The sequence below is a fragment of the Mesorhizobium oxytropidicola genome, assembly GCF_056174625.1.
In genome coordinates this window covers 6,019,069-6,040,680 of the sequence record NZ_CM149692.1, presented here as the reverse complement: position 1 = coordinate 6,040,680, position 21,612 = coordinate 6,019,069, and the positions used below count along the sequence as shown (strand labels likewise).

Annotated in this window: 21 protein-coding genes, 3 pseudogenes and 1 riboswitch; of the genes and pseudogenes, 19 read left to right on the top strand and 5 right to left on the bottom strand. The window is 63.9% G+C overall.

The genetic code is table 11. From position 1 onward, the window contains the following. Positions 1-110: 110 nt before the first annotated feature. Positions 111-1,880: an acyl-CoA dehydrogenase gene (locus AC0V8S_RS30430; RefSeq protein WP_475435160.1), complete on the top strand. Its 1,770-nt coding sequence runs from the start codon at positions 111-113 to the stop codon at positions 1,878-1,880. A gap of 31 nt (positions 1,881-1,911) precedes the next feature. Then, positions 1,912-2,664, top strand: a complete 753-nt coding sequence (locus tag AC0V8S_RS30425; protein WP_475435158.1) for a crotonase/enoyl-CoA hydratase family protein — start codon at positions 1,912-1,914, stop codon at positions 2,662-2,664. A gap of 12 nt (positions 2,665-2,676) precedes the next feature. Here the strand turns inward: AC0V8S_RS30425 and pdxH are convergent, their stop codons facing one another. Continuing rightward, on the bottom strand, positions 2,677-3,294 hold the full coding sequence (gene pdxH / locus AC0V8S_RS30420; protein WP_475435156.1) for a pyridoxamine 5'-phosphate oxidase: 618 nt from the start codon (positions 3,292-3,294) through the stop codon (positions 2,677-2,679). Positions 3,295-3,334: 40 nt separating this feature from the next. Here pdxH and AC0V8S_RS30415 point away from each other — a divergent pair, with 40 nt between their 5' ends. The 4 genes from AC0V8S_RS30415 to AC0V8S_RS30400 all read left to right on the top strand — a co-directional run bounded on the left by AC0V8S_RS30415 (position 3,335) and on the right by AC0V8S_RS30400 (position 6,396). Then, positions 3,335-3,796, top strand: a complete 462-nt coding sequence (locus tag AC0V8S_RS30415) for an RT0821/Lpp0805 family surface protein (RefSeq protein WP_475435154.1) — start codon at positions 3,335-3,337, stop codon at positions 3,794-3,796. Positions 3,797-3,902: 106 nt separating this feature from the next. Beyond that, complete coding sequence (locus tag AC0V8S_RS30410) at positions 3,903-4,829, top strand: DnaJ C-terminal domain-containing protein (protein ID WP_095198702.1); 927 nt, start codon at positions 3,903-3,905, stop codon at positions 4,827-4,829. Between the two features lie 105 nt (positions 4,830-4,934). Further along, positions 4,935-5,756 carry an enoyl-ACP reductase FabI gene (gene fabI / locus AC0V8S_RS30405; RefSeq protein ID WP_140768940.1) on the top strand — a complete coding sequence of 274 codons (822 nt, stop codon included), beginning with the start codon at positions 4,935-4,937 and terminating at the stop codon, positions 5,754-5,756. Between the two features lie 52 nt (positions 5,757-5,808). Continuing rightward, a complete protein-coding gene (locus AC0V8S_RS30400; protein ID WP_475435151.1) occupies positions 5,809-6,396 on the top strand; it encodes a histidine phosphatase family protein in 588 nt (195 codons plus the stop codon). A 120-nt stretch (positions 6,397-6,516) separates the two neighbouring features. On the opposite strand, the gene AC0V8S_RS30395 is transcribed toward AC0V8S_RS30400, so the two are convergent. Further along, the gene (locus AC0V8S_RS30395) at positions 6,517-6,777 is read right to left on the bottom strand and encodes a DUF1344 domain-containing protein (protein WP_183457410.1); all 261 of its coding nucleotides are present in this window, start codon (positions 6,775-6,777) and stop codon (positions 6,517-6,519) included. Positions 6,778-6,961: 184 nt separating this feature from the next. Here AC0V8S_RS30395 and aroC point away from each other — a divergent pair, with 184 nt between their 5' ends. The 3 genes from aroC to AC0V8S_RS30380 all read left to right on the top strand — a co-directional run bounded on the left by aroC (position 6,962) and on the right by AC0V8S_RS30380 (position 9,859). Next, complete coding sequence (gene aroC, locus AC0V8S_RS30390; RefSeq protein WP_475435149.1) at positions 6,962-8,071, top strand: chorismate synthase; 1,110 nt, start codon at positions 6,962-6,964, stop codon at positions 8,069-8,071. A gap of 110 nt (positions 8,072-8,181) precedes the next feature. After that, positions 8,182-9,282 (top strand): 3,4-dihydroxy-2-butanone-4-phosphate synthase, encoded by a 1,101-nt coding sequence (gene ribB / locus AC0V8S_RS30385; RefSeq protein ID WP_475435147.1) that lies wholly within the window; start codon positions 8,182-8,184, stop codon positions 9,280-9,282. A gap of 34 nt (positions 9,283-9,316) precedes the next feature. Then, entirely contained in the window at positions 9,317-9,859 is a 543-nt protein-coding gene (locus AC0V8S_RS30380; protein WP_475435145.1) for a GNAT family N-acetyltransferase, read from the top strand. 25 nt (positions 9,860-9,884) lie between these two features. Here AC0V8S_RS30380 and AC0V8S_RS30375 read toward each other — a convergent pair. Beyond that, a pseudogene (locus AC0V8S_RS30375) lies at positions 9,885-11,107 on the bottom strand (MFS transporter). Positions 11,108-11,227: 120 nt separating this feature from the next. On the opposite strand from AC0V8S_RS30375, the pseudogene AC0V8S_RS30370 reads away from it, so the two are divergent. After that, positions 11,228-11,837, top strand: a pseudogene (locus AC0V8S_RS30370) (TetR/AcrR family transcriptional regulator). Between the two features lie 96 nt (positions 11,838-11,933). Continuing rightward, positions 11,934-12,917: a hypothetical protein gene (locus AC0V8S_RS30365; protein WP_475435143.1), complete on the top strand. Its 984-nt coding sequence runs from the start codon at positions 11,934-11,936 to the stop codon at positions 12,915-12,917. A 155-nt stretch (positions 12,918-13,072) separates the two neighbouring features. Here the strand turns inward: AC0V8S_RS30365 and bluB are convergent. Then, positions 13,073-13,582, bottom strand: a pseudogene (bluB, locus tag AC0V8S_RS30360) (5,6-dimethylbenzimidazole synthase); the annotation flags it as partial. Positions 13,583-13,702: 120 nt separating this feature from the next. Further along, a riboswitch (cobalamin riboswitch) is annotated at positions 13,703-13,882 on the bottom strand. Between the two features lie 121 nt (positions 13,883-14,003). On the opposite strand from bluB, the gene AC0V8S_RS30355 reads away from it, so the two are divergent. The 6 genes from AC0V8S_RS30355 to AC0V8S_RS30330 all read left to right on the top strand — a co-directional run bounded on the left by AC0V8S_RS30355 (position 14,004) and on the right by AC0V8S_RS30330 (position 19,046). Then, positions 14,004-14,930: a histone deacetylase family protein gene (locus AC0V8S_RS30355; protein WP_475435141.1), complete on the top strand. Its 927-nt coding sequence runs from the start codon at positions 14,004-14,006 to the stop codon at positions 14,928-14,930. A gap of 3 nt (positions 14,931-14,933) precedes the next feature. Beyond that, entirely contained in the window at positions 14,934-15,185 is a 252-nt protein-coding gene (locus AC0V8S_RS30350; protein ID WP_183457428.1) for an exodeoxyribonuclease VII small subunit, read from the top strand. 98 nt (positions 15,186-15,283) lie between these two features. Then, positions 15,284-15,550 carry a DUF2277 domain-containing protein gene (locus AC0V8S_RS30345; RefSeq protein WP_027035955.1) on the top strand — a complete coding sequence of 89 codons (267 nt, stop codon included), beginning with the start codon at positions 15,284-15,286 and terminating at the stop codon, positions 15,548-15,550. A 40-nt stretch (positions 15,551-15,590) separates the two neighbouring features. Continuing rightward, positions 15,591-16,511, top strand: a complete 921-nt coding sequence (locus tag AC0V8S_RS30340) for a pirin family protein (protein WP_475435139.1) — start codon at positions 15,591-15,593, stop codon at positions 16,509-16,511. A 184-nt stretch (positions 16,512-16,695) separates the two neighbouring features. Beyond that, positions 16,696-18,609: a 1-deoxy-D-xylulose-5-phosphate synthase gene (dxs, locus tag AC0V8S_RS30335; protein ID WP_183457432.1), complete on the top strand. Its 1,914-nt coding sequence runs from the start codon at positions 16,696-16,698 to the stop codon at positions 18,607-18,609. 149 nt (positions 18,610-18,758) lie between these two features. Next, positions 18,759-19,046, top strand: a complete 288-nt coding sequence (locus tag AC0V8S_RS30330; protein ID WP_183457434.1) for a hypothetical protein — start codon at positions 18,759-18,761, stop codon at positions 19,044-19,046. Here AC0V8S_RS30330 and AC0V8S_RS30325 read toward each other — a convergent pair. Next, positions 19,043-19,444, bottom strand: a complete 402-nt coding sequence (locus AC0V8S_RS30325; protein ID WP_183457436.1) for a GFA family protein — start codon at positions 19,442-19,444, stop codon at positions 19,043-19,045. The genes AC0V8S_RS30330 and AC0V8S_RS30325 overlap by 4 nt on opposite strands. 162 nt (positions 19,445-19,606) lie before the next feature. Between AC0V8S_RS30325 and AC0V8S_RS30320 the strand changes: the two genes are divergently transcribed. Further along, positions 19,607-20,371 carry a TlyA family RNA methyltransferase gene (locus AC0V8S_RS30320; protein WP_183457438.1) on the top strand — a complete coding sequence of 255 codons (765 nt, stop codon included), beginning with the start codon at positions 19,607-19,609 and terminating at the stop codon, positions 20,369-20,371. Then, a complete protein-coding gene (locus tag AC0V8S_RS30315) occupies positions 20,368-21,603 on the top strand; it encodes a class I SAM-dependent RNA methyltransferase (RefSeq protein ID WP_183457440.1) in 1,236 nt (411 codons plus the stop codon). The genes AC0V8S_RS30320 and AC0V8S_RS30315 overlap by 4 nt, the downstream gene beginning before the upstream one ends. Positions 21,604-21,612 lie beyond the last annotated feature (9 nt).

The window sequence follows — 21,612 nt, the reverse complement described above, 5'->3', positions numbered from 1 at the left end:
ATTTGACGTTTACGTAAAAAGAAGATGGGAGACCGCCCAAAGGCGGATGGTTTTGCGGTCGCACCGGCTCTAGGGTTGGCGAGGCCGATGCATCAGGAGGATCGAGCGGCATGTATCGGGCACCGGTCGAGGATATCGCATTCACGCTGAAGCACGTTGCCGGCATGAAATCCGCCCTCGATGCCGGCACCTTCGGTGATCTCGGCGAGGATCTGGTCGATGCCGTCCTCGGCGAGGCCGGCCGTTTCGCCACCGAGGAGGTGGCACCGCTCTACAAGATCGGCGATGAACACGGTGCCGTGCTCAGGGATGCTGCCGTCACAACGCCGCCGGGCTGGAAGGACCTCTATCGCCGCTGGATCGATGGCGGCTGGAACGCGCTCTCCGGGCCGGAAGAGTATGGCGGCCAGGCACTGCCGACCATGCTCGGTGTCGCCGCGCTCGAAATGTGGAACTCGGCCGCCATGGCCTTCGGCATCGGCCCGACCCTGACCATGGGCGCGGTCGAAGCGCTCGACAAGCATGCTTCCGAAGACCTCAAGGCGAAGTACCTCGCCAAGCTCGTGTCCGGCGAGTGGATGGGCACAATGAACCTGACCGAACCGCAGGCCGGTTCCGATCTCGCCGCCTTGCGCAGCCGCGCAGAGCCCGCCGGCGACGGCACCTACCGCATCTTCGGCCAGAAGATTTTCATCACCTATGGCGAGCACGACTTTACCGACAACATCATCCATCTGGTGCTGGCGCGGCTGCCGGATGCGCCGGCCGGCACGCGCGGCATCTCGCTGTTCCTGGTGCCGAAGTTTTTCGTCAACGACGATGGCTCGCTCGGTGCCCGCAACGACGTCTTCTGTTCCGGCCTCGAACACAAGCTCGGCATCCATGCCTCGCCGACCTGCACCATGATCTATGGCGATGGGTTCCAGGGCGCCAGGCCCGGCGCCATCGGCTGGCTGATCGGCGAGGAGAACAAGGGCCTCGCCTGCATGTTCACCATGATGAACAATGCCCGGCTTTGCGTCGGCATGCAGGGTGTCGCGGTTGCGGAAGCCGCCACCCAGAAGGCGATCGCCTACGCCAATGAGCGTCGCCAGGGCAAGGCGGCGGATTACGCCGGCGCTGGCATGGCGCCGATCGTCCATCACCCCGACGTGCAGCGCAATCTCCTCACCATGAAGGCGCTGACGCAGACGGCGCGGGCGATCAGCTATTCCTGTGCCCACGCCATCGACATGGCGCGGGTCTCGGATGGTGATCAGGCCGCGCATTGGCGCGACCGCGCCAACCTGTTGACGCCACTCGCCAAGGCGTTTTCAACCGATGTCGGCGTCGAAGTGGCTTCGCTCGGCGTGCAGGTGCATGGCGGCATGGGCTTCATCGAGGAGACCGGTGCTGCAGCCTTTTACCGCGACGCCCGCATCGCGCCGATCTACGAGGGCACCAACGGCATTCAGGCGATCGATCTGGTCACCCGCAAGCTGCCGCTTGGCGGCGGCGAGCATGTGCATGGCTTCATTGGCGAACTGGCCGCGATCGCCAACACCGTGCGCACCTCCAACCTGCAGGGTTTCGGCCGCACCGCCGATGCGCTCGAAGCAGCCCTTGGCGACCTGACGCAAGCGACACGCTTCCTGCAGAAACTGTCGGCCGACGGCCGGGTGGATCAGGCGCTGGCGGGAGCGACGCCGTATCTCAGGCTGATCTCGCTTGCCGCCGGCGGCGCCTATCTGGCGCGCGGCGGTCTTGCCGATCGGGGCCGCATCGCGCTGTGCCGCTTCTTCGCCGAGAACCTGCTTGGTGAGGCACGCACCTTGAAGGAACGCGTCATCGACGGCGCGGAGAGCCTCGCTGCGGCCGGCAAGACGCTGATATCAGCTTGAATTCTCACAGCGCTCATCAGGGAAGAAGACCGTGACAGACCATATCCTCGTCGAGCGCCAGGGCGCCATCCAGATCATCCGCATGAACCGCCCGGACAAGAAGAACGCGTTGACGCGTGCCATGTATGCAAAGATGTCGGCGGCGCTTGCCGAAGGCGACGCCGATCCGGCGATCCGCGTCCATGTCGTCCTCGGCGTGCCCGGCGCCTTCTCCTCCGGCAACGACCTTGCCGATTTTATGGTTGTCGCCACCGGCGGTGACGGCGGCACGGAAGTCTGGGATTTCCTGATGGCGCTGGCCAGGGTCGAAAAACCCATCGTCTCCGGCGTCGACGGCATCGCGGTCGGCATCGGCACGACGATCAACCTGCATTGCGACCTGACCTTCGCCACGCCGCGCACCGTCTTCAGGACGCCTTTCGTCGACCTCGGCCTTGTGCCTGAGGCGGGATCGAGCCTGTTGGCGCCGCGCGTTCTGGGGCAACAAGGTGCTTTCGCGCTGCTCGGCCTTGGCGAGGGTTTTTCCGCCGAGCGCGCCAAGGCTGCCGGCCTGATTTATGACGTGGTCGAGGAAGGGGCGCTGGAGGCCTCGGTCCTGGCGGCGGCCGGCCAGATCGCTGCTAAGCCGCCGCAGGCGCTGAAGATCGCGCGCGACCTCATGCGTGGCTCGCGCGACGACCTCGTCGCCCGCATTGGCGAGGAAAGCGCGCATTTCCGCGAGCGGCTGAAGTCGGACGAGGCGCGCGCGGCGCTCACCGCATTCATGACCAGAAAGAAGAGCTGAGGCCTCGCCCTTTCAGGGATAAAGCCGCGTCTTGCCCCAGCCGCCTTTCGCGTCGCGGGAAAAGACCACCCGGTCATGCAGCCGGAACGGACGGTCGTGCCAGAACTCGATCGTCTTCGGCACGATGCGGAAGCCCGACCAGTGCTTTGGCCGCGGAATGTCGCCGATGGCGTAACGCGCCGTGTATTCGGCGACCGCCTTCTCCAGCGCGAAGCGGCTTTCCAGCGGCCGTGATTGTTTCGAGGCCCAGGCGCCGATACGGCTGCCGCGCGGCCGTGTCGCATAATAGGCGTCGGCTTCGGCGTCGCTGACGATCTCCACCGGACCGCGAATGCGCACCTGGCGGCGCAGCGATTTCCAGTGGAAACACATCGCCGCCTTCATGCTGCCAAGAATCTCCTGGCCCTTCGCGCTTTCAAAATTCGTGTAGAAAACAAAGCCGCCTTCATCGAACCCCTTGAGCAGCACCATCCGCACATCCGGCATGCCTTCGGCATCGACGGTCGCCAGCGCGACGCCATTGGCGTCATTGATTTCGCTCTTGGTGGCGTCATCAAGCCATGCGGCAAAGAGGCGAAACGGCTCGGCCGCTTCGGTAAAGTCACCGGTTGTTAACTCTGTGTCACTCATAGTTTTTCTCAAATTGTCACGAAATCAGGGAGGTTGCTGATTGTCGCGTATCGCGCAAGCTTTTGACAGCAGGCAATGGAGCGTTATCGCTTCGGCCAGCGCGAAAGCGGCGATCGTGTCAATCGCTCTGCCGCTCGTTGGCTGCGGCGCGGGTGGCTTCAGCCTGGAAAAGGCCGAAGTCGACCGCTCGATCCTGACCAGCAGCACGGCAACTTCAGCCGCACCTGCCGATTCGGATCGTGATTCCGATCAGACGACGATCGGCAATGCGGTGTCCTCCGCCGATATCGAGCAACTCGGTGGCCAGGCCGTGCCTTGGGCCAATGCCGGCACCGGGTCGCGCGGCTCCATCACTGAACTGGCGGAATTGAAGGACAGGGGCCAGACCTGCCGCCGCTTCAGGGCCTCGCGCGAGAGCTTTGATGGCGTTGCCATGTTCGAGGGCGAACTGTGCCTGGCCAGCGCCGGCGGTTGGCGCATGCAGGGCTTCAAGGCGCTCTGAGCCTGATTTTCCGCCCTTGATATGACGCTCCGCTACTGGAATTTCTTCCTATGCGAGCGCATATAGGGGGCAAGTATGGACTCACTCCTTCTTCAGGGCAGAATTGATGCGCGACCCGTATGAGGTGCTGGGCGTTGCAAAGAATGCATCGGCCAAGGACATAAAATCGGCATACCGGAAACTCGCCAAGAAACATCATCCGGACCAGAATCCGAATGATCCCAAAGCGAAGGACCGTTTTGCCGCGGCCAACCAGGCCTATGAGATCGTCGGCGACGAGAAGAACCGTGCCGCTTTCGATCGCGGCGAGATCGACGCTGACGGCAAGCCTCGCTTCCAGGGATTTGAAGGCGCTGCCGGTGGCGACCCCTTTGGCGGGTTTCGCCGCCAGCAAGGCGCCGGCGGCTCGCGATTCGAATTCCGGTCGGGTCGCCCGGGCGGTGATCCGTTCGATGGCAACAGCGATATTTTCAGCCAGATTTTCGGCGACGCCTTTTCGGGCGCGCGCGGTGCCGGTGCTGGCGACCGCCGCCAGCCGGCGACCGCAGCCGATCTGAACGTCACGCTCGATGTCACCATCGAGGAAGCGGCGACCGCCGAAAAGGTGACGGCGATGTTCCCGGATGGCCGCAAGGTGGCGGTCAAGCTGCCGGCCTTTGTCGAGGATGGCCAGACCATCCGGTTGAAGGGACAGGGCGAGCAGGGCCCAGGGCAGCCTGGTGACGCGCTGGTCAAGATCCATATACGCCGGCATCCGCGCTACCGCATCGAGGGCCGCGACCTGCATGCCGATCTGCCGGTGTCGCTGGCGGATGCGGTGCTGGGCGCCAAGGTGCCTGTCGAGACGCCGACCGGCAGGCTCGCCGTCAATGTTCCCGCCTGGTCGAGTTCGGACAAGGTTCTGCGGCTCAAGGGCAGAGGCCTGCCGGAAAAGGCTGGCGGCCATGGCGACCTCTATGCCCATGTCCGCATCATGCTGCCGGAAGGCGGCGACAGCGCGCTCGAAGCGTTGCTGCGTGGCCAAAAAGGCTGATCCAGCGCCTTTGTCCCCCGAACTGTCCGGTTTGAGCGCTTGAAGGGGCTCTGTGCCTGTGCGATAGGCACTCCACAAAGCAGAAACCTTGCGGAGAGCGCTCACATGGCGGGTGGACAGGGCCTGATGGCCGGCAAGCGCGGCCTGATTCTTGGCGTCGCGAACAACAGGTCGATTGCCTACGGCATCGCCAAGGCATGCGTCGATCATGGCGCCGAGATTGCGCTGACCTATCAGGGCGAGGCGTTCAAGAAGCGCGTCGAGCCGCTGGCGGCGGAACTGGGCGCCTTTGTCGCCGGCCATTGCGACGTCACCGATCCGGCGAGCCTCGACGAGGTTTTCGCCAATGTCGCCAAGCATTGGGGCGGCAAGCTCGACTTCCTCGTCCATGCCATCGCCTTCTCGGACAAGGACGAGCTGACCGGCCGCTATGTCGAGACGACGCGCGACAATTTCCTGCGCACCATGGACATTTCGGTCTATTCCTTCACCACCATTGCCAAGCGCGCCGAGGCGCTGATGACCGATGGCGGTTCGCTGCTGACGCTGACCTACTACGGCGCCGAGAAGGTGATGCCGCACTACAACGTCATGGGCGTCGCCAAGGCAGCGCTCGAGGCCAGCGTGCGTTACCTCGCCGTCGACCTCGGCGCCAAGAAGATCCGCGTCAATGCGATCTCCGCCGGCCCGATCAAGACGCTCGCAGCCTCCGGCATTGGCGATTTCCGCTACATCCTGAAGTGGAACGAATACAATTCGCCGCTGAAGCAGACGGTCACACAGGAAGAGGTCGGCGATTCCGGCGTCTATTTCCTGTCCGACCTGTCGCGTGGCGTCACCGGCGAAGTGCATCATGTCGATTCCGGCTATCACGTCGTCGGCATGAAGGCGGTCGACGCGCCCGATATTTCGACGGTCAAGGATTAATTCCCTCCGCCTATCCTCAGCCCAGGCCCAGGCCCGACCTCCGGAAGACCTGATGTATCCGCTGGTTTATATCGTGCGCCACGGCCAGACCGCGTGGAACGCCGAGGCCCGGCTTCAGGGGCAGGCCGACACCGATCTCAATGCTCTTGGCCGTGATCAGGCGAGCGAAAACGGGCATCGGCTGGCCGAGCTTGTCGGCGATCCCGAGGATTTCGATTTCGTCGCCAGCCCGATGCGGCGGACGCGCGAAACGATGGAACGCATCCGCGCCGCAATGAAGCTCGATCCGCTCGCCTATCGAACCGATCCCAGACTGATTGAAGTCAATTTCGGTGACTGGCAGAGCTTTACCTTTGCCGAGTTGGAGACGCAGTCTCCCGGAGCAAAGCGGTCACGCGCACGGGACAAATGGAACTTCCAGCCGCCCGGAGACGGTGCGGAGAGCTACCAGATGCTGCTCGAACGGGTGAAACCCTACTTCGACGGGATCGACCGCAGGACGGTCTGTGTGACACATGGCGGCGTCATGCGCACCCTGTTTCGCTTCGTGCTCGATATGGCCGAGGACGAGGCCGCAAACCTGGAGATACCGCAGGATCGCGTGCTCAAACTTGAAGGCAAGAGCCTGGAGTGGCTGTAGGCCGCCTGCAATGGCCCAGGAAATGACACGGCAGTTTGCGGCCGTAATCGCGTAAGAGACGGCTGGGCCGGCTCGGCGGAATGTCGAACCGACGGCACGTATCCAATTGGGTCGGAAGCTTTAGTTCGTGTCGCCGTCCGGCAACTGCATGTCAGTGATCACGTTCTCGCCATTGGTCACATCAAAAGCGATGACGATGTCCATGCCTGGCTTGAGCGCGTCGAGATCGGTTTCGGCGTTCAGCTTGTAGGATTTGCCGTCGTCCAGCGTCAGGGTCAGCGCGTCCTTGTCGATCTTCTTGATCAGGCCTTCGGTCTGGCCGGCGAAAGCGGCGGTGGAAAGCAACAGGGTGGCGGCAACAGCGCCAATCAGGGTACGCATATTCGTCCTCTTTGGTCATTGCGCCGGCTCTGTGGCGGCGGATCCTCAACGGCGGATGGAAGAAAGCAGAAACCAGCCGAATGTGTCAAAACTTAAACGGCAGGGATGACAGTTTGACCACCGCAAAAAACGCCAATAGAAGGCAGGCTTCAACCGGCTCCGCTGCCGGGCAGGGCACTTTTCCATGTCTCACAACACGTTCGGCCACCTTTTCCGCGTCACCACCTGGGGCGAAAGCCATGGCGCAGCGCTTGGCTGCGTGGTCGACGGCTGCCCGCCCGGCATCCGCTTCACGCGTGACGAGATCCAGGCCGAACTCGACAAGCGCCGGCCGGGCCAGTCGCGTTTCGTCACGCAGCGCCGCGAGCCGGACGAAGTGAAGGTGCTGTCGGGCTTCGTGCTTGACGAGGACGGTGAGACGATGATCACCACCGGCACGCCGGTCTCGATGCTGATCGAGAATGTCGACCAGCGTTCGAAGGACTATGGCGAGATCGCCCGCCAGTACCGGCCAGGCCATGCCGACTACACCTATGACGTCAAATACGGCATACGCGACTATCGTGGCGGCGGCCGCTCCTCGGCTCGCGAGACCGCGGCCAGGGTCGCCGCGGGCGCGCTTGCCCGCAAGGTGGTGCCGGGCATGGTGGTGCGCGGCGCGCTGGTGTCGATGGGCGAAAAGTCGATCGACCGCGCCAACTGGAACTGGAATTTCATAGGCGACGCAGAAAACCCGTTCTTCACCCCCGATCCCGCTTCGGTTCCCGTCTTCACCCAGTATCTCGACGGCATCCGCAAGGCCGGTTCTTCGGTCGGCGCGGTGATCGAGATCGTCGCCGACGGTGTTCCGCCGGGGCTTGGCGCGCCGATCTACGCCAAGCTCGACCAGGACATTGCGTCGGGCTTGATGTCGATCAACGCCGTCAAGGGCGTCGAGATCGGCAACGGCTTCGAGGCCGCGCGCATCACCGGCGAACAGAATGCCGACGAGATGCGCATGGGCAATGACGGCAAGCCGGTGTTCCTGTCCAACAATGCCGGTGGTATCCTCGGCGGCATCTCGACCGGCCAGGCGATCATCGCCCGCTTCGCCGTCAAGCCGACCTCGTCGATCCTGACGCCGCGAAAGTCGATCGACAAGGATGGCCACGATGTCGAGGTGATGACGAAGGGCCGGCACGACCCCTGCGTCGGCATCCGCGCCGTGCCGATCGGCGAGGCGATGGTTGCCTGCGCCATCGCCGATCATTATCTGCGCCATAGGGGACAGACGGGGAAGGGAATAGGGCAGTAGGGCAGTAGGGCAGTATGTTACGCCCTGCGCTCAGACAGCCAATTTTTTGCTTTCCCCTACTGCCTTACTGCCCTATTCCCCTACTGCCCTGCGAGCGAAGCGAGCCGCCCATGCCTTACGACCAGAAGAAGATTGTCGAAGCCATCCGCGCTTTCGAACGCGGCGAGATCGTCGTCGTCATGGACGATGACGGGCGCGAGAATGAGGGCGACCTGATCGTCGCCGCCGTCCACTGCACGCCGGAAAAGATGGCCTTCATCATCCGCAACACCTCGGGCATCGTCTGCACGCCGATGCCGCGCGAAGAAGCCAAGCGGCTCAACCTGCAGCCGATGGTCGCCGACAATGATTCCGCCCACACCACCGCCTTCACCGTCAGCGTCGATTTCAAGCATGGCACGACGACAGGCATTTCGGCCGACGACCGCACGCTGACCGTGCGCAACCTCGCCAACGGCAATGTCGGTGCCTCCGATTTCGTCCGCCCAGGCCATATCTTCCCGCTGATCGCGCGCGAAGGCGGCGTGCTGATGCGTTCGGGCCATACCGAAGCGGCGGTCGACCTTTGCAAGCTCGCCGGCCTGCCGCCGATCGGCGTCATTTCCGAGCTTGTCAACGACGACGGCACCGTCAAGCGGGGCCCGCAAGTGCAGGCTTTCGCCGAAGAGCATGGCCTGAAGCAGGTTTCGGTCGCCGACCTCATCGCCTACCGCCAGCGCAAGGAGACGCTGGTCGAGCGCGTCGCCTGCTCCGATATCGACACGCTTGGCGGCAAGGCGCAGGTCTTCACCTACACGCTGCCGTGGGACACGATGCATCACGTCGCCGTCGTCTTCGGCGACATCCGCGACGGTGAGGAGGTGCCGGTGCGGCTGCATTCCGAGGATGTGGTGACCGACGTCTTCGGCACCAGCCATCGGCTGGACGGCATCATGAAGGCGATGGGCGAGCGCAAGCGCGGCGTCATCGTCTATCTCAGAGAAGGCTCGGTCGGTGTCGCGCATCAGGAGCGCAAGCGCCCGCTGAGCGGCGACCGCGAGGATCATGAAGAGGCCCGCCGGCGTGAGAATGAATGGCGCGAAATCGGCCTCGGCGCGCAGATCCTGAAGGATCTCGGCATTTCCTCGATCAACCTGATCGCCTCGCGCGAGCGCCATTATGTCGGCCTTGAAGGGTTCGGCATCCACATCGCCAAGACCGAGATCCTCTGAAGGGGTGACTGGTTCTTTGCCGGGAGATGACGGCATGAACGCGTCATTGCCTCTGAGCCAGCAAAGGGGACGGCTTTTGCTGCGCCGGCCGGTGGAGGCCGATCTGGATTTCCTGGTCGACCTCTTCTCGCGTCATGAACTTGTCGCCCATCGACCCGATCCTGTTGCGGACACGCCTCAGCAGAGCGCCGCGCGACTGGCCCGCGACATCGGCCATTGGGACAAGCATGGCTTCGGCCGCTGGGCGGTCGAGGCCGATGGAAAGCCGGTCGGCTTCGGCGGCGTCACCGTATCGGCGGATTTCGACGGCCTGAACCTGTCCTACCATCTCCATCCGGAGAGCTGGGGACATGGCTATGCCACGGAACTGGTCAGGGCGGCGCTGCGTGCAGCGTTCGGTCCTCTGCATGCCGACCGGGTTGTTGGCCTCGCCCGTCCTGCCAACCCCGCATCACGTCGGGTGTTGGAGAAATGCGGCTTCGCCTTCGAGCGGGAGGTGATGTTGCACGACGCGCCAACAATGCTTTTTGCGCTGGCACGACCGCACTGGATGCGGATTTCCGATCCTGCCGCATAGGGCGGCACGCCCGGCCCCGAGCGCGCTATTCCGCGGGAACGGCAGCCGCCTCGCAGCCGTCCAGGTCGCATTTATGGGTAACCAGGATGCGCTGGCCGAGCAGCACGGTGGCGAGCGCAATCGTGCCTGATGCCACAGAAACCCAGAACCCGTTCTGGGCGCCGAACGTATCCACCACCGCGCCGGCGGCGAAGAGCCCAGCGCCATGCCAATGCCGATCCCGGCGGTGACCCAGGTGATGCCCTCGGTCAGCATCGCTTCCGGCACATGCCGTTCGATCAGGCCGAAGGCCGTGATGAAGGTCGGCGAGATCGCCACGCCGCTGATGAAGACGGTCAGCGCCAGAAGCGGCACGCTGCTGGCGGTGAGCGGCAGCAGCGTGCCGAGCGCGACCAGGGCGACCGCGATGGCCAACTGGCGCTGCAGCGGCGCTTTCAGGTTGAGCGCGCCGACAATGATGCCGAGCACGAAGGACCCCAGCGCGTAGACGCCGATGACGAGGCTGGCGGCGCCGGGCTGGCCGAGTTCCTTGGTGATCGCCACGGTGCTCACTTCTGTCGTCGCAAAGGTCGCGCCGATGAAGATCAGGGCGAAGGTGATGATCTGCACCGGCCGGAGGCGGATCGCCGAACCGCCCGAGCCATGGCCCGCCGGGCGCACTTGCGGCTCGGTCGATCGCTGCAGGATGAACGCCGTCGAGCCCAAGGCCAGGAACAGCGTGCTCGCCAGCATGCCCGCTTCGGGAAACAGGGCGGCACTCAGGCCCACCGACAGCGATGCTCCGGCGATGTAGACCAGTTCGTCCGCCGCCGATTCGAAGGCGAATGAGGTGTTCATCTCCGGTCGGCCCCGGAAGAGCTCGGTCCAGCGCGCGCGCACCATGGCCGGCATGCTGGGCATGGCCGCCGCCAGCAGCGCCGACACGAACAATGTCCAAGTCGGCCAGTCCTGATTGGCCGCGGCAATCAGCGTGATGAACGCGAGCACGGAGATGATTGTCGTGGGCACGACAACCCGCGTCTGGCCCAGGCGGTCGACCAGCCTTGATATTTGCGGCGCCAGGAAAGCGTTGGCCAACGCGAATGTCGCCGAGACAGCGCCCGCCAGCCAGTATTCGCCGCGCGTCTGCGACAGCATCGCCACGATGCCGATCGGAGCCATGGCGATCGGCAGGCGCGCCATGAAGCCGGCGGCTGCAAAGCCCTTGGCTCCAGGGGCGCGGAAGATTTCCGAATAGGGGTTTTGCATGGCAGTTCCTCGACAAAGGGCGATCTGACAATTACATACGAAGCGTATGAGAAATAGATAGATCATACGTGGCGTATGTCAATTGGCATACGAGACGTATGTGGATAGGGCCAGACGGAAATGCACAGACCCCGCAAGGAAATGATTGCCGAGACGCGCGCCAAGCTGATCGCCGCGGCCCGCCAGGCCTTTGGCACGATTGGTTATGCTGAAGCGTCGATGGATGATTTCACCGCATCCGCCGGACTGACACGCGGCGCGCTCTATCACCACTTCGGCGACAAGAAGGGGCTGCTGGAGGCGGTTATCGCTGAAAATCGACGCGGAAATGGCGGCCCGGGTGAATGAGGTTGCGTCGAGAGCGCCGACCCGCTGGCAACACTTCGTCGACGAATGCACGACCTATATCGAAATGGCGCTAGAGCCAGAAATCCAGCGTATCATGTTCCGGGATGGTCCGGCCGTGCTGGGCGATCCGGCACAATGGCCGAATGCCAGCGCCTGCGTTGGCTCAATGACCGGTCATCTGACCGCGCTGCAGGGGGAAGGGGTGGTCGTCCCGGGCGTCGACCCCGAGACCGCGGCACGGCTGATCAACGGGGCGAGCAGCCAGGCAGCGCAGCGGATCGCCAATTCGAACGACCCCGAAGCGACGTCGAGAAAAGTGGTGGCGGCGTTCAAGCAACTGCTGGAAGGTCTGCTCAGAAAACCAGCTTCGCAACAGAACTGAAATCCCTGTCGGGCGCTCCGCTGGCCACTGCTTACGATTGACAATCTTCGGGGTGAGCGCATCCTCAGCAGCCATCTCTGAGGGGAGATTCGGAGCATGTGGGATTTCGATATCGGCAGGTCGGTGTCCATCATGATGCGGACCTGGCCTTTCATTGTCTTTCGCATGATCATCTATTTCGGCATCACGCTGGCCTATATCGTGGCGACCGGCGCCGGCGCCTCCGTCGGCTATGGCGTCGGCCATATCTCCACCGATCCCGATGGACCGATGTCCTTCGCCCTGTGGGGCGGGGTGGTCGGCTTCGGCATCGTCTCGATCGCCGTCTACTGGATCCGCGAATACATCCTCTACGTCGTCAAGGCCGGCCACATTGCCGTCATGGTCCATCTGATCGATGGCCGGGATGTTCCCGACGGCCAGAACCAGATCGCCTATGCCAGGCAGGTCGTGACGGAGCGTTTCGCCGAGGCCAACATCCTTTTCGTCGTCGACCAACTGGTCAAGGGCGCCATCCGCGCCATCACCGGACTGCTCGGCGGCATCGCCGCCTTCCTGCCCATTCCGGGCCTGAGCGGCCTTGTTTCCTTCATCAACACGGTGATCCGCCTGTCGCTCACCTATGTCGACGAGATTATCCTCGGCTACAACATCCGCATCAATTCGTCCTCGCCCTTCGAGACGGCGCGCCAAGGCGTCGTGCTCTACGCCCAGAACGGCAAGACCATGGTCAAGAACGCCGTCTGGCTGGCGGTCATCATGTGGGGCGTGTCGTTCGTCATCTTCCTGCTGATGCTGGCTCCGGCCGCCGCCATTCTGTTCCTGATGCCTGGGCAACTGGCCGGCTGGGCCTTCGTGCTGGCCATCGTCTTCGCCTGGGCCTTCAAGGCAGCGTTCATCGAGCCTTTCGCGATTGCTTGCCTGATGCAGGTCTATTTCAAGACTATCGCCGGCCAGGTGCCTGATCCGGCCTGGGACGCCCGGCTGGCCGAGGCGTCGTCGAAGTTCAGGGAGTTGAAGGACAAGGCACTGGCCTCCTTCGGCGGCTCGCGCTGGGGCACGGCCGGCGCAACGCGCTGATCGGCGGGCGCGCAGGCGACTGTGTTGAGGTGCGCCACAGCTGACTTGAGCGGTGCCTCGCCTTGCCCGCAAAAGGTCTCGCTCATGATCAGTTCGGGCAGCGGCAGCCGCCGGCCCCAGCCATGTGTCTCAAGGTCGGGTTTCGGCGCGAACTCGGAAACCCGGCCGACACAGAGATAGGCGATCGGCGTTACATGCTCGGGAATGGACAGCAGGCTTTTCAGCGCTTGCGGCTCGATGATGCTGACCCAGCCGACGCCGATGCCTTCGGCGCGCGCCGCCAGCCAGAAATTCTGCACCGCGCAGACCGTGCTGTAGAGATCCATTTCCGGATTGTGCCAACGCCCCAGTGGCGAGCCTTGCGATCGCTGGCGGTCGCAGGTGATGCAGACATTGAGGGCGCTTTCGCAGATGCCTTCGAGTTTGAGCTTGCGGTAGAGCGCCTGTCTTTCCGCCTCGATCGCCGGCAGTTCCTGTTCGCGCGCGGCCAGGAACAGGTCGCGCACCTCCGCCCGTCGCGCGACGTCGCGGATGACGATGAAATTCCACGGCTGCATGAAGCCGACCGATGGCGCATGGTGCGCGGCAAGCAGCAGCCGTGCCAGCACCTCGTCGTCGAGCCCTGTGGGCAGGAAATGGCTACGCACGTCGCGCCGCGTGAACATGGCGCGGTAGACGGCATCGCGCGCAACCTGGTCAAATCCGTCGCCCATAGGAGCGGTCATGGTTTCCGGCATCGCGTGTCCCCTTGCGATTGCAATCCATGTCCTCCGCCTGACCATGCGGATGACGATGCCTGCCAGGCCGGTCTTCTGGCTCGGGATCAACCCGCGTCCGGTGCCTTCCCGTCATCGACAGTGGCATTTACCGGCGCGGTCCCCCTCACAGCGTTGGGCACGCCACGGAATTCAACCGTGTTCCCGATTCTCCCGCTTACAGCGGGCACCAGGCAGTGTCTGCGACCTTACGCTGAAGCGCTGGCGGCGCCAATCCCCGCAGCGACGCCAATGGACGCAGGCGCGATTTTCCCCAGCGATCGAGCCGCAATGCATGGCCATCGCAGCGCCGGGGCACTAGATAGGGAGCATGACAACCCGTCTCTACACCCATCCGATCTTCCTCGAACACATCACCCCGCCCGGTCACCCCGAGCGGCCGGACCGCTTGCGCGCCATCGAGCGCGTGCTCGATGACGAGACCTTTGCTGCGCTTGATCGCGTCAAGGCGCCGGAGGGCGATGAAGCGACCATCCTCTACGCGCATCCCGCCGATTTCGTCGCCCGCGTGCGCGCCGCCATTCCCGAAGAGGGCCTTGCCCGTATCGATGCCGACACCACCGCGAGCCCAAAGAGCTGGCAAGCGGTGATCACCGCGATCGGCGCCGCCAACGCTGCCGTCGACGACGTCTTTGCCGGCCGCGCCGACAATGTCTTCGTCGCCGCCCGTCCGCCCGGCCACCATGCCGAGAAGACCACTGCGATGGGCTTCTGCTTCTTCAACACAGCGGCGATTGCCGCCCGCTATGCGCAGAAGAAGCATGGCGCCGAGCGCGTCGCTGTCGTCGACTGGGATGTCCATCACGGCAACGGCACGCAGGATATCTTCTGGGACGATCCTTCGGTGCTCTATTGCTCGACGCACCAGATGCCGCTCTATCCCGGCACCGGCGCGAAGAACGAGACCGGCGCCGGCAACATCGTCAACGCGCCTCTGGCGCCACAGACCGGCGGCGAGGTGTTTCGCGATGCCTTCCTGTCGCGGGTGCTGCCGGCGCTCGACAATTTCGCGCCCGATTTGATCATCATTTCGGCCGGTTTCGACGCGCATCACCGTGACCCGCTGGCCGAGATCAATCTGACCGAGGATGACTTCGACTGGGCGACCGGCCAGCTGATGCAGCGCGCCGCGCGCCACAGCGGCAACCGGCTCGTCAGCCTGCTCGAGGGCGGCTACGATCTGCAGGGACTGGCATTTTCGGTCGCCGCCCATGTCGGGCGACTGATGAAAGGATGAATGATGGCTGCTGAGACCAACGAAGACGTCAAGGCGATGAGCTTCGAGCAGGCACTCGACGCACTGGAAAAGATCGTCGATGATCTGGAGCGTGGCGACGTGCCGCTCGACCAGTCGATCAAGATCTATGAGCGCGGCGAGGCGCTGAAGGCGCATTGCGATCGGCTGCTGAAGGCCGCCGAGGACAAGGTCGAGAAGATCAGGCTGTCGCGCGACGGCAAGCCGGTCGGAACCGAGCCGCTCGACGCGGAATGAGGCGCAAGCCGTTCACCGAGTTTTGGACATCATCGTGTTTGAGGATAGAGTTCGTCGCCGTTGATATGGCGCCTTGGACAAGAGGAGATACGGAAGCGATGTGCAGAAACATCAAGACCCTGTTCAATTTTGATCCCCCGGCAACCAATGACGAAGTGCGCGACGCGGCCCTTCAGTTCGTCCGCAAGCTGAGCGGAACGACACGCCCGTCGAAACAGAACCAGCATGCGTTCGACCACGCCGTCGAGGCCATCGCGGCATCGGCGCGCGAACTTCTCGATTCACTCGAAACCCATCAGCATCCGCGCAATCGCGAAGAGGTGGCGGCCAAACTGCGGGCAAAGGCGGCGATCCGCTTTGCCTGATGCGGCCAAAGCGGTCCACGACCGCTGACAAGGAGAGTTCATGAGCTTCTTTCCCGGGAAAGACCCTGAAGCCGGCGACGCCTTCACCAGCGACCAGATCGAGCTGATGGTCATCCCGAACGCCAAGGACATTAGCGGCTTCGAGGTCCGTCGCGCTTTGCCGACCGCCAAGAGGCGGCTGGTCGGGCCCTTCATTTTTTTCGATCGGATGGGCCCGGCGATCCTGCGCGGCGGCCAGGCGATGGATGTCCGTCCGCATCCGCATATCGGCCTGTCGACGGTGACCTATCTGTTCGACGGCAAGATCAGGCATCGCGATTCGCTCGGCACGGAAATGGTGATCCAGCCCGGCGACGTTAACCTGATGACCGCCGGCCGTGGCATCGTCCACTCCGAACGCACGCCCGAGGAGTTGCGCGGCGCGCCGATGTCGATCTCCGGCCTGCAGACATGGCTGGCGCTGCCCGACGGCAAGGAGGAAGTGGCGCCGGTGTTCGAGAACACCGCGGCCTTGCGGCTCCCCGAAATCGACGCCGAAGGCGTCCGCAGCCGCATCGTCATCGGCGATTTCCAGGGGCTGCGCTCCCCGGTGCGGGCCGATACCGAGACGCTCTATGCCGATCTCAGGCTGACGCCTGGCGCCAGCGTGAAAATCCCGGCGGATGCCGAAGAGCGCGCTATCTACACGCTCGAAGGCGAGGTTTCGATTTCAGGCGACGTCTTTCCGGCCGAGCGACTGCTGGTGTTCCGGCCCGGTGACGAGATCGTCATATCGTCGCAAACCGGTGCGCATTTCATGCTGTTCGGCGGCGCCTCGCTCGGTTCGAAGCGCTACATCTGGTGGAATTTCGTATCCTCGTCCAAGGAGCGCATCGAACAGGCCAAGCAAGAATGGAAGACGGGCCGCTTCGATATCGTTCCTGGAGATGAGGAAGAGTTTATTCCGCTGCCGGAAAACTAATGAATATCGCCCAAAAGCGGCCCGGTTTCGGGACCACGATATGCATGAAAACAAGGACTTGAAAGCGCGGGCATAGACTGTTTCGACGCGCTGACCTTTTGGCAGCAGGCCCGCGTCACTGACACGCATTTACTTTCACAGGCCGGCGGCCTATCCCGCCGTTGAACAGAAAGCCTAAGCACCCGTGAACGCAACGCCGCATACGCCGCTTCTCGACAAGGTCCGCATTCCGGCGGATTTGCGCGCGCTTGACGAGAGCGAACTGCCGCAACTGGCGTCCGAGCTTCGCCTCGAACTGGTCGACGCGGTGTCCCGCACCGGCGGCCATCTCGGCGCCGGCCTCGGTGTGGTCGAGCTGACGGTGGCGCTGCATTATGTCTTCAACACGCCGGATGATCGGCTGATCTGGGACGTCGGCCATCAGGCCTATCCGCACAAGATCCTGACCGGCCGGCGTGACCGCATCCGCACGCTGCGTCAGGAAGGCGGCCTGTCCGGCTTCACCCGCCGTGCCGAGAGCGAGTACGATCCCTTCGGCGCGGCCCACTCCTCGACATCGATCTCGGCAGGCCTCGGCATGGCCGCCGCCCGCGACCTCTCCGGCGGCCGCAACAATGTCATCGCCGTCATCGGCGACGGCGCCATGTCGGCCGGCATGGCCTATGAGGCGATGAACAATGCCGGTGCGCTCGACGCCCGGCTCATCGTCATCCTCAACGACAACGACATGTCGATTGCGCCGCCGACCGGCGCCATGAGCGCCTATCTCGCGCGCCTCGCCTCGGGCAAGGCCTATGCCGGCCTGCGCGACTTCGGCAAGAAGTTGACGTCCTATCTCGGCAAGCGCGCCGATCGTGCCATCACCCGCGCGGTCGAGCATGCACGCGGCTATGTCACCGGCGGCACTTTGTTCGAGGAGCTCGGCTTCTATCACATCGGCCCGATCGACGGACACAATCTCGAACATCTGATCCCGGTGCTCAAAAACGTCCGCGACAATGGCGAAGGCCCGGTGCTGATCCATGTCGTCACCCAGAAGGGCAAGGGCTACGCGCCGGCGGAAGCCGCCGCCGACAAATATCACGGCGTCAACAAGTTCGACGTCATCACCGGCGCACAGGCCAAGGCACCGGCCAACGCACCGGCCTACACCAAGGTGTTCGCCGAAAGCCTGATCCAGGAGGCCCGTGAGGACGACCGCATCGTCGCCGTCACCGCCGCCATGCCGAGCGGCACCGGGCTGGACCTGTTCGGTGAGGTCTTCCCGTCCAGGACCTTCGATGTCGGCATTGCCGAACAGCATGCGGTGACCTTCGCCGCCGGCCTCGCCACCGAAGGCTACAAGCCGTTCGCGGCGATCTATTCGACCTTCCTGCAGCGCGCCTATGACCAGGTCGTGCACGATGTCGCGATCCAGAAACTGCCGGTGCGCTTTCCCATCGATCGCGCCGGTTTCGTCGGCGCCGATGGCGCCACCCATTGCGGCGCGTTCGACACCACCTTCTTGGCAAGCCTGCCGGGCTTTGTCGTGATGGCGGCCGCCGACGAAGCGGAGCTGCGCCACATGGTGCGCACTGCGGCAGCCTATGATGATGGCCCGATCGCCTTCCGCTATCCGCGCGGCAACGGCGTCGGCGTCGACATGCCGGAGCGTGGCTCGGTTCTCGAAATCGGCAAAGGCCGCGTCGTGCGGGAAGGCACAAAGGTGGCGCTACTGTCCTTCGGCACGCGCTTGCAGGATTGCCTGATCGCCGCCGAGGAACTCGGCGCGGCCGGGCTTTCCACCACCGTTGCCGATGCCCGTTTCGCCAAGCCGCTCGACCAGGATCTGATCCGGCGGTTGGCCCGCTCGCATGAGGTTCTGGTGACGGTGGAAGAGGGCGCCATTGGCGGCTTCGCCAGCCATGTGCTGCAGTTTCTGGCCCATGAAGGACTGCTGGAAAGCGGCCTGAAGGTACGCCCGCTGGTGCTGCCCGACGTCTTCACCGACCACGCCAAGCCGGAAAAGATGTATGCCGATGCCGGCCTCGATGCCGCCGGCATCGTGCGCACCGTATTCACGGCGCTCGGGCATACGGCCCGCGCCCAGCGCGCCTGATTCAGAACCTCAAGCGCTTGAATCAGTTTGCCGGCTTGATTTTGTAACGCATTGTTAACACTGCCGTTTGGCGTTTTGCTTACCGTGTCCCTTGGCCGTTTTTCAACGGCGCCCTGCTAGATCAGTTGTCAGGCAGGGAGACAATTGGAATGAAGACGCTTCTGTGCGGCGTGGCCCTATCGGCCATCATAATTGCGCCGGTCGCCGCCGAGACGCGCTATGACCGCAATCTCGAAAAAGCAGCGCTGGGCATCGTCGCCGGCAAGATGGGCAATATCAGGGGCGGCTTTTCCTACAAGCAGGTGCCGCAGCTCGTGATCGTGCCGGACCCCGCGCCTCCGGTTGCGGCTGAGCATCCACGTGAGCAAGCTTCGGGGGAGCGAGACGACGGTTTGTCTCCAGCCGTCGAGCGCCAGGTGTCGCGCACCATCTTCTAGAACCACATATCGCGCACGCAGCGGCCATCACGCGGCAAGTCGTCGTAGGTGTCGAGGCCATCGAAATGGTCGATTGGCAGATCGGCGACGGCCTCGGGCGGCGCCAGCCGCACATTGACGGCGATGCGTGTTCGATCAGACGCGCCGGCGCCCAAGCCGCGCCAGGCCAGCACGCAGGCGCAGGTCGGGCAGAACAGGATTTCGAGCGACGGCGTATCCTTTCCGGCGCGCGTATAGCTGGTCATCGGTCCGGAAACGCGTATGCGTTCGTCGATATAATCATAGGCCCAGAGCACGCCATAGCGACGGCAAAGTGTGCAGTTGCAGGCTGTGATCGGCCCGGGATCGCCTTCAAGGGTCCAGTGGGCCGCGCCGCAGTGGCAGGTTCCCGTCAGCATTCATTCTCCCCCGAGTTGCGACGATGGAGGTTCTCCTATTACCATTTTGCCGGACCCGATGCGATGCACGCAAGCCGCTACGCGGCCCGATGTGCTCGACGGTCTTTCCTTGTTCCGTCCCAATGTCCTTGCCTTCGCTGCCGGCTTTCGCCATGAAGGCCGATGAACTCGCCTCTGCCAGCCAGCACACGCCAGCGGCTCGACGACCTGCTCGTCCAGCGCGGCCTGTTTGCCAGCCGCTCGCGTGCCCGCGACGCGGTCGAGCGCGGCACGGTGACGGTTGACGGCACCATTGCCCGCAAGCCCGGTCAGAACGTTTCGCCGCAATGCCTTGTTGCCATCGATGATCCGGCGCAGGGCTATGTGTCGCGCGCGGCGCTGAAGCTGATCGGCGGGCTCGACCATTTCAGCCTCGATCCGGCCGGCCGCGAGGCGCTAGATATTGGTGCCTCGACAGGCGGGTTTACCCAGGTGCTGCTCGAACGCGGTGCGTCCCATGTCACGGCAATCGATGTCGGTCATGGCCAGATGCATCCCGATGTCGGCAAGGACCCGCGCGTGACGGTCATCGAGGGGCTGAACGCCCGCGATCTCACCGCTACGGATCTTGCCGGCCGCATTCCGGATTTCATCGTTTCCGACGTCAGCTTCATTTCGCTCAAACTGGCGCTGCCGCCGGCGCTCGCGATTGCGAAGCCCGGTGCCGCCGCGATCTTTCTGGTCAAGCCGCAATTCGAGGCGGGTCGCGAGGCGATCGGCAAGGGTGGTCTGTTGAAAGATCCCTTCGATGCCGCCCGTGTCGCCGGCCTGCTGCAGGATTGGCTGGATGCCGTTCCTGGCTGGCGCTCGCTCGGCCTGCATCTGTCGCCGATCGAAGGCGGCGACGGCAATCGTGAATTCCTGCTCGGTGGGATCAAGGATCGATGAGCGCGCGCTTCACCATCAAAAAGCTGGGCGCCCAGGGCGACGGCATTGCCGAGACCGAAAGCGGCGACCTGTTCATTCCCTTCACGCTGCCGGGCGAGGTTGTCACCGCCGCGCGCGAACGGGATCGCGCCACGCTGATGGCGGTGCTGGAAGCCTCACCACTGCGCATCGATCCGGCCTGCCGCCATTTCACCGAATGCGGCGGCTGTGCCCTCCAGCATTTCGAGACCGAGGCCTATCGCCAGTGGAAACGCGACAAGGTGGTGCACGCCCTGAAGGGCTTCGATTGCGACATCGATCCGCTGGTCGCCTGCGCGCCGCACACGCGCCGCCGTGTCGTGCTTGCCGCGCGGCGCGCCGAGACGGGCATGCTGCTCGGCTTCAACCGCCATCTGTCGCCGGAAATCATTTCCATATCGGAATGCCCGATCTCGCTGCCCGAGATCGTCGCCGCGCTCGACCGGCTGAGGGCGCTCGCCGATTTGATATGCGCCACCACCAAATCGTTCCGGATGGCGGTCACCGTGACCGGTTCCGGCCTCGACGTTGCGGTGCATGAGTCCGGCAAGCTCGGCGAACACCAGCGCCGCATCGCCTCCAACTTCGTCCTTGCGCAAGGCTTTGCCAGACTGTCCATCGATGACGAGATCGTCATCGAACCGAGGAAGCCCGTGGTGATGTTCGGCAGCGTTGCCGTCGCCGTGCCGCCTGGCGCCTTCCTGCAGGCGACCGAGGCCGCCGAACAGACCATGGCCGAGATTGTCGGCACACATCTGAAGCGCGCCAAGAAGGTCGCCGATCTTTTCGCCGGTTGCGGCAGCTTTGCCTTGCGGTTGGCCGCGAAGTCGGAAGTCCATGCGGTGGAAGGCGATGCGGCCGCACTTTCAGCGCTCGACCGGGGGGCACGTTTCGCCACCGGCTTGAAGCGGGTGACGGGCGAACGCCGCGACCTGTTTCGCCGTCCGCTGACGTTCAAGGAATTGAATGCCTTCGACGGCCTTGTCTTCGACCCGCCGCGGGCAGGTGCCGAGGATCAGTCGAAGCAGATCGCCCGCTCTGATGTTCCCTTCGTTGCCGCGGTGTCCTGCAACCCGGTGACGCTGGCGCGCGACCTGCGCATCCTCATCGACGGTGGCTATCAACTGAAAAGCGTGACGCCGATCGACCAGTTCCTGTGGTCGCCCCATGTCGAGGCTGTCGCGCTACTGGAAAAGCCCAAGAAGCGCCGGTAGGCGGATCTC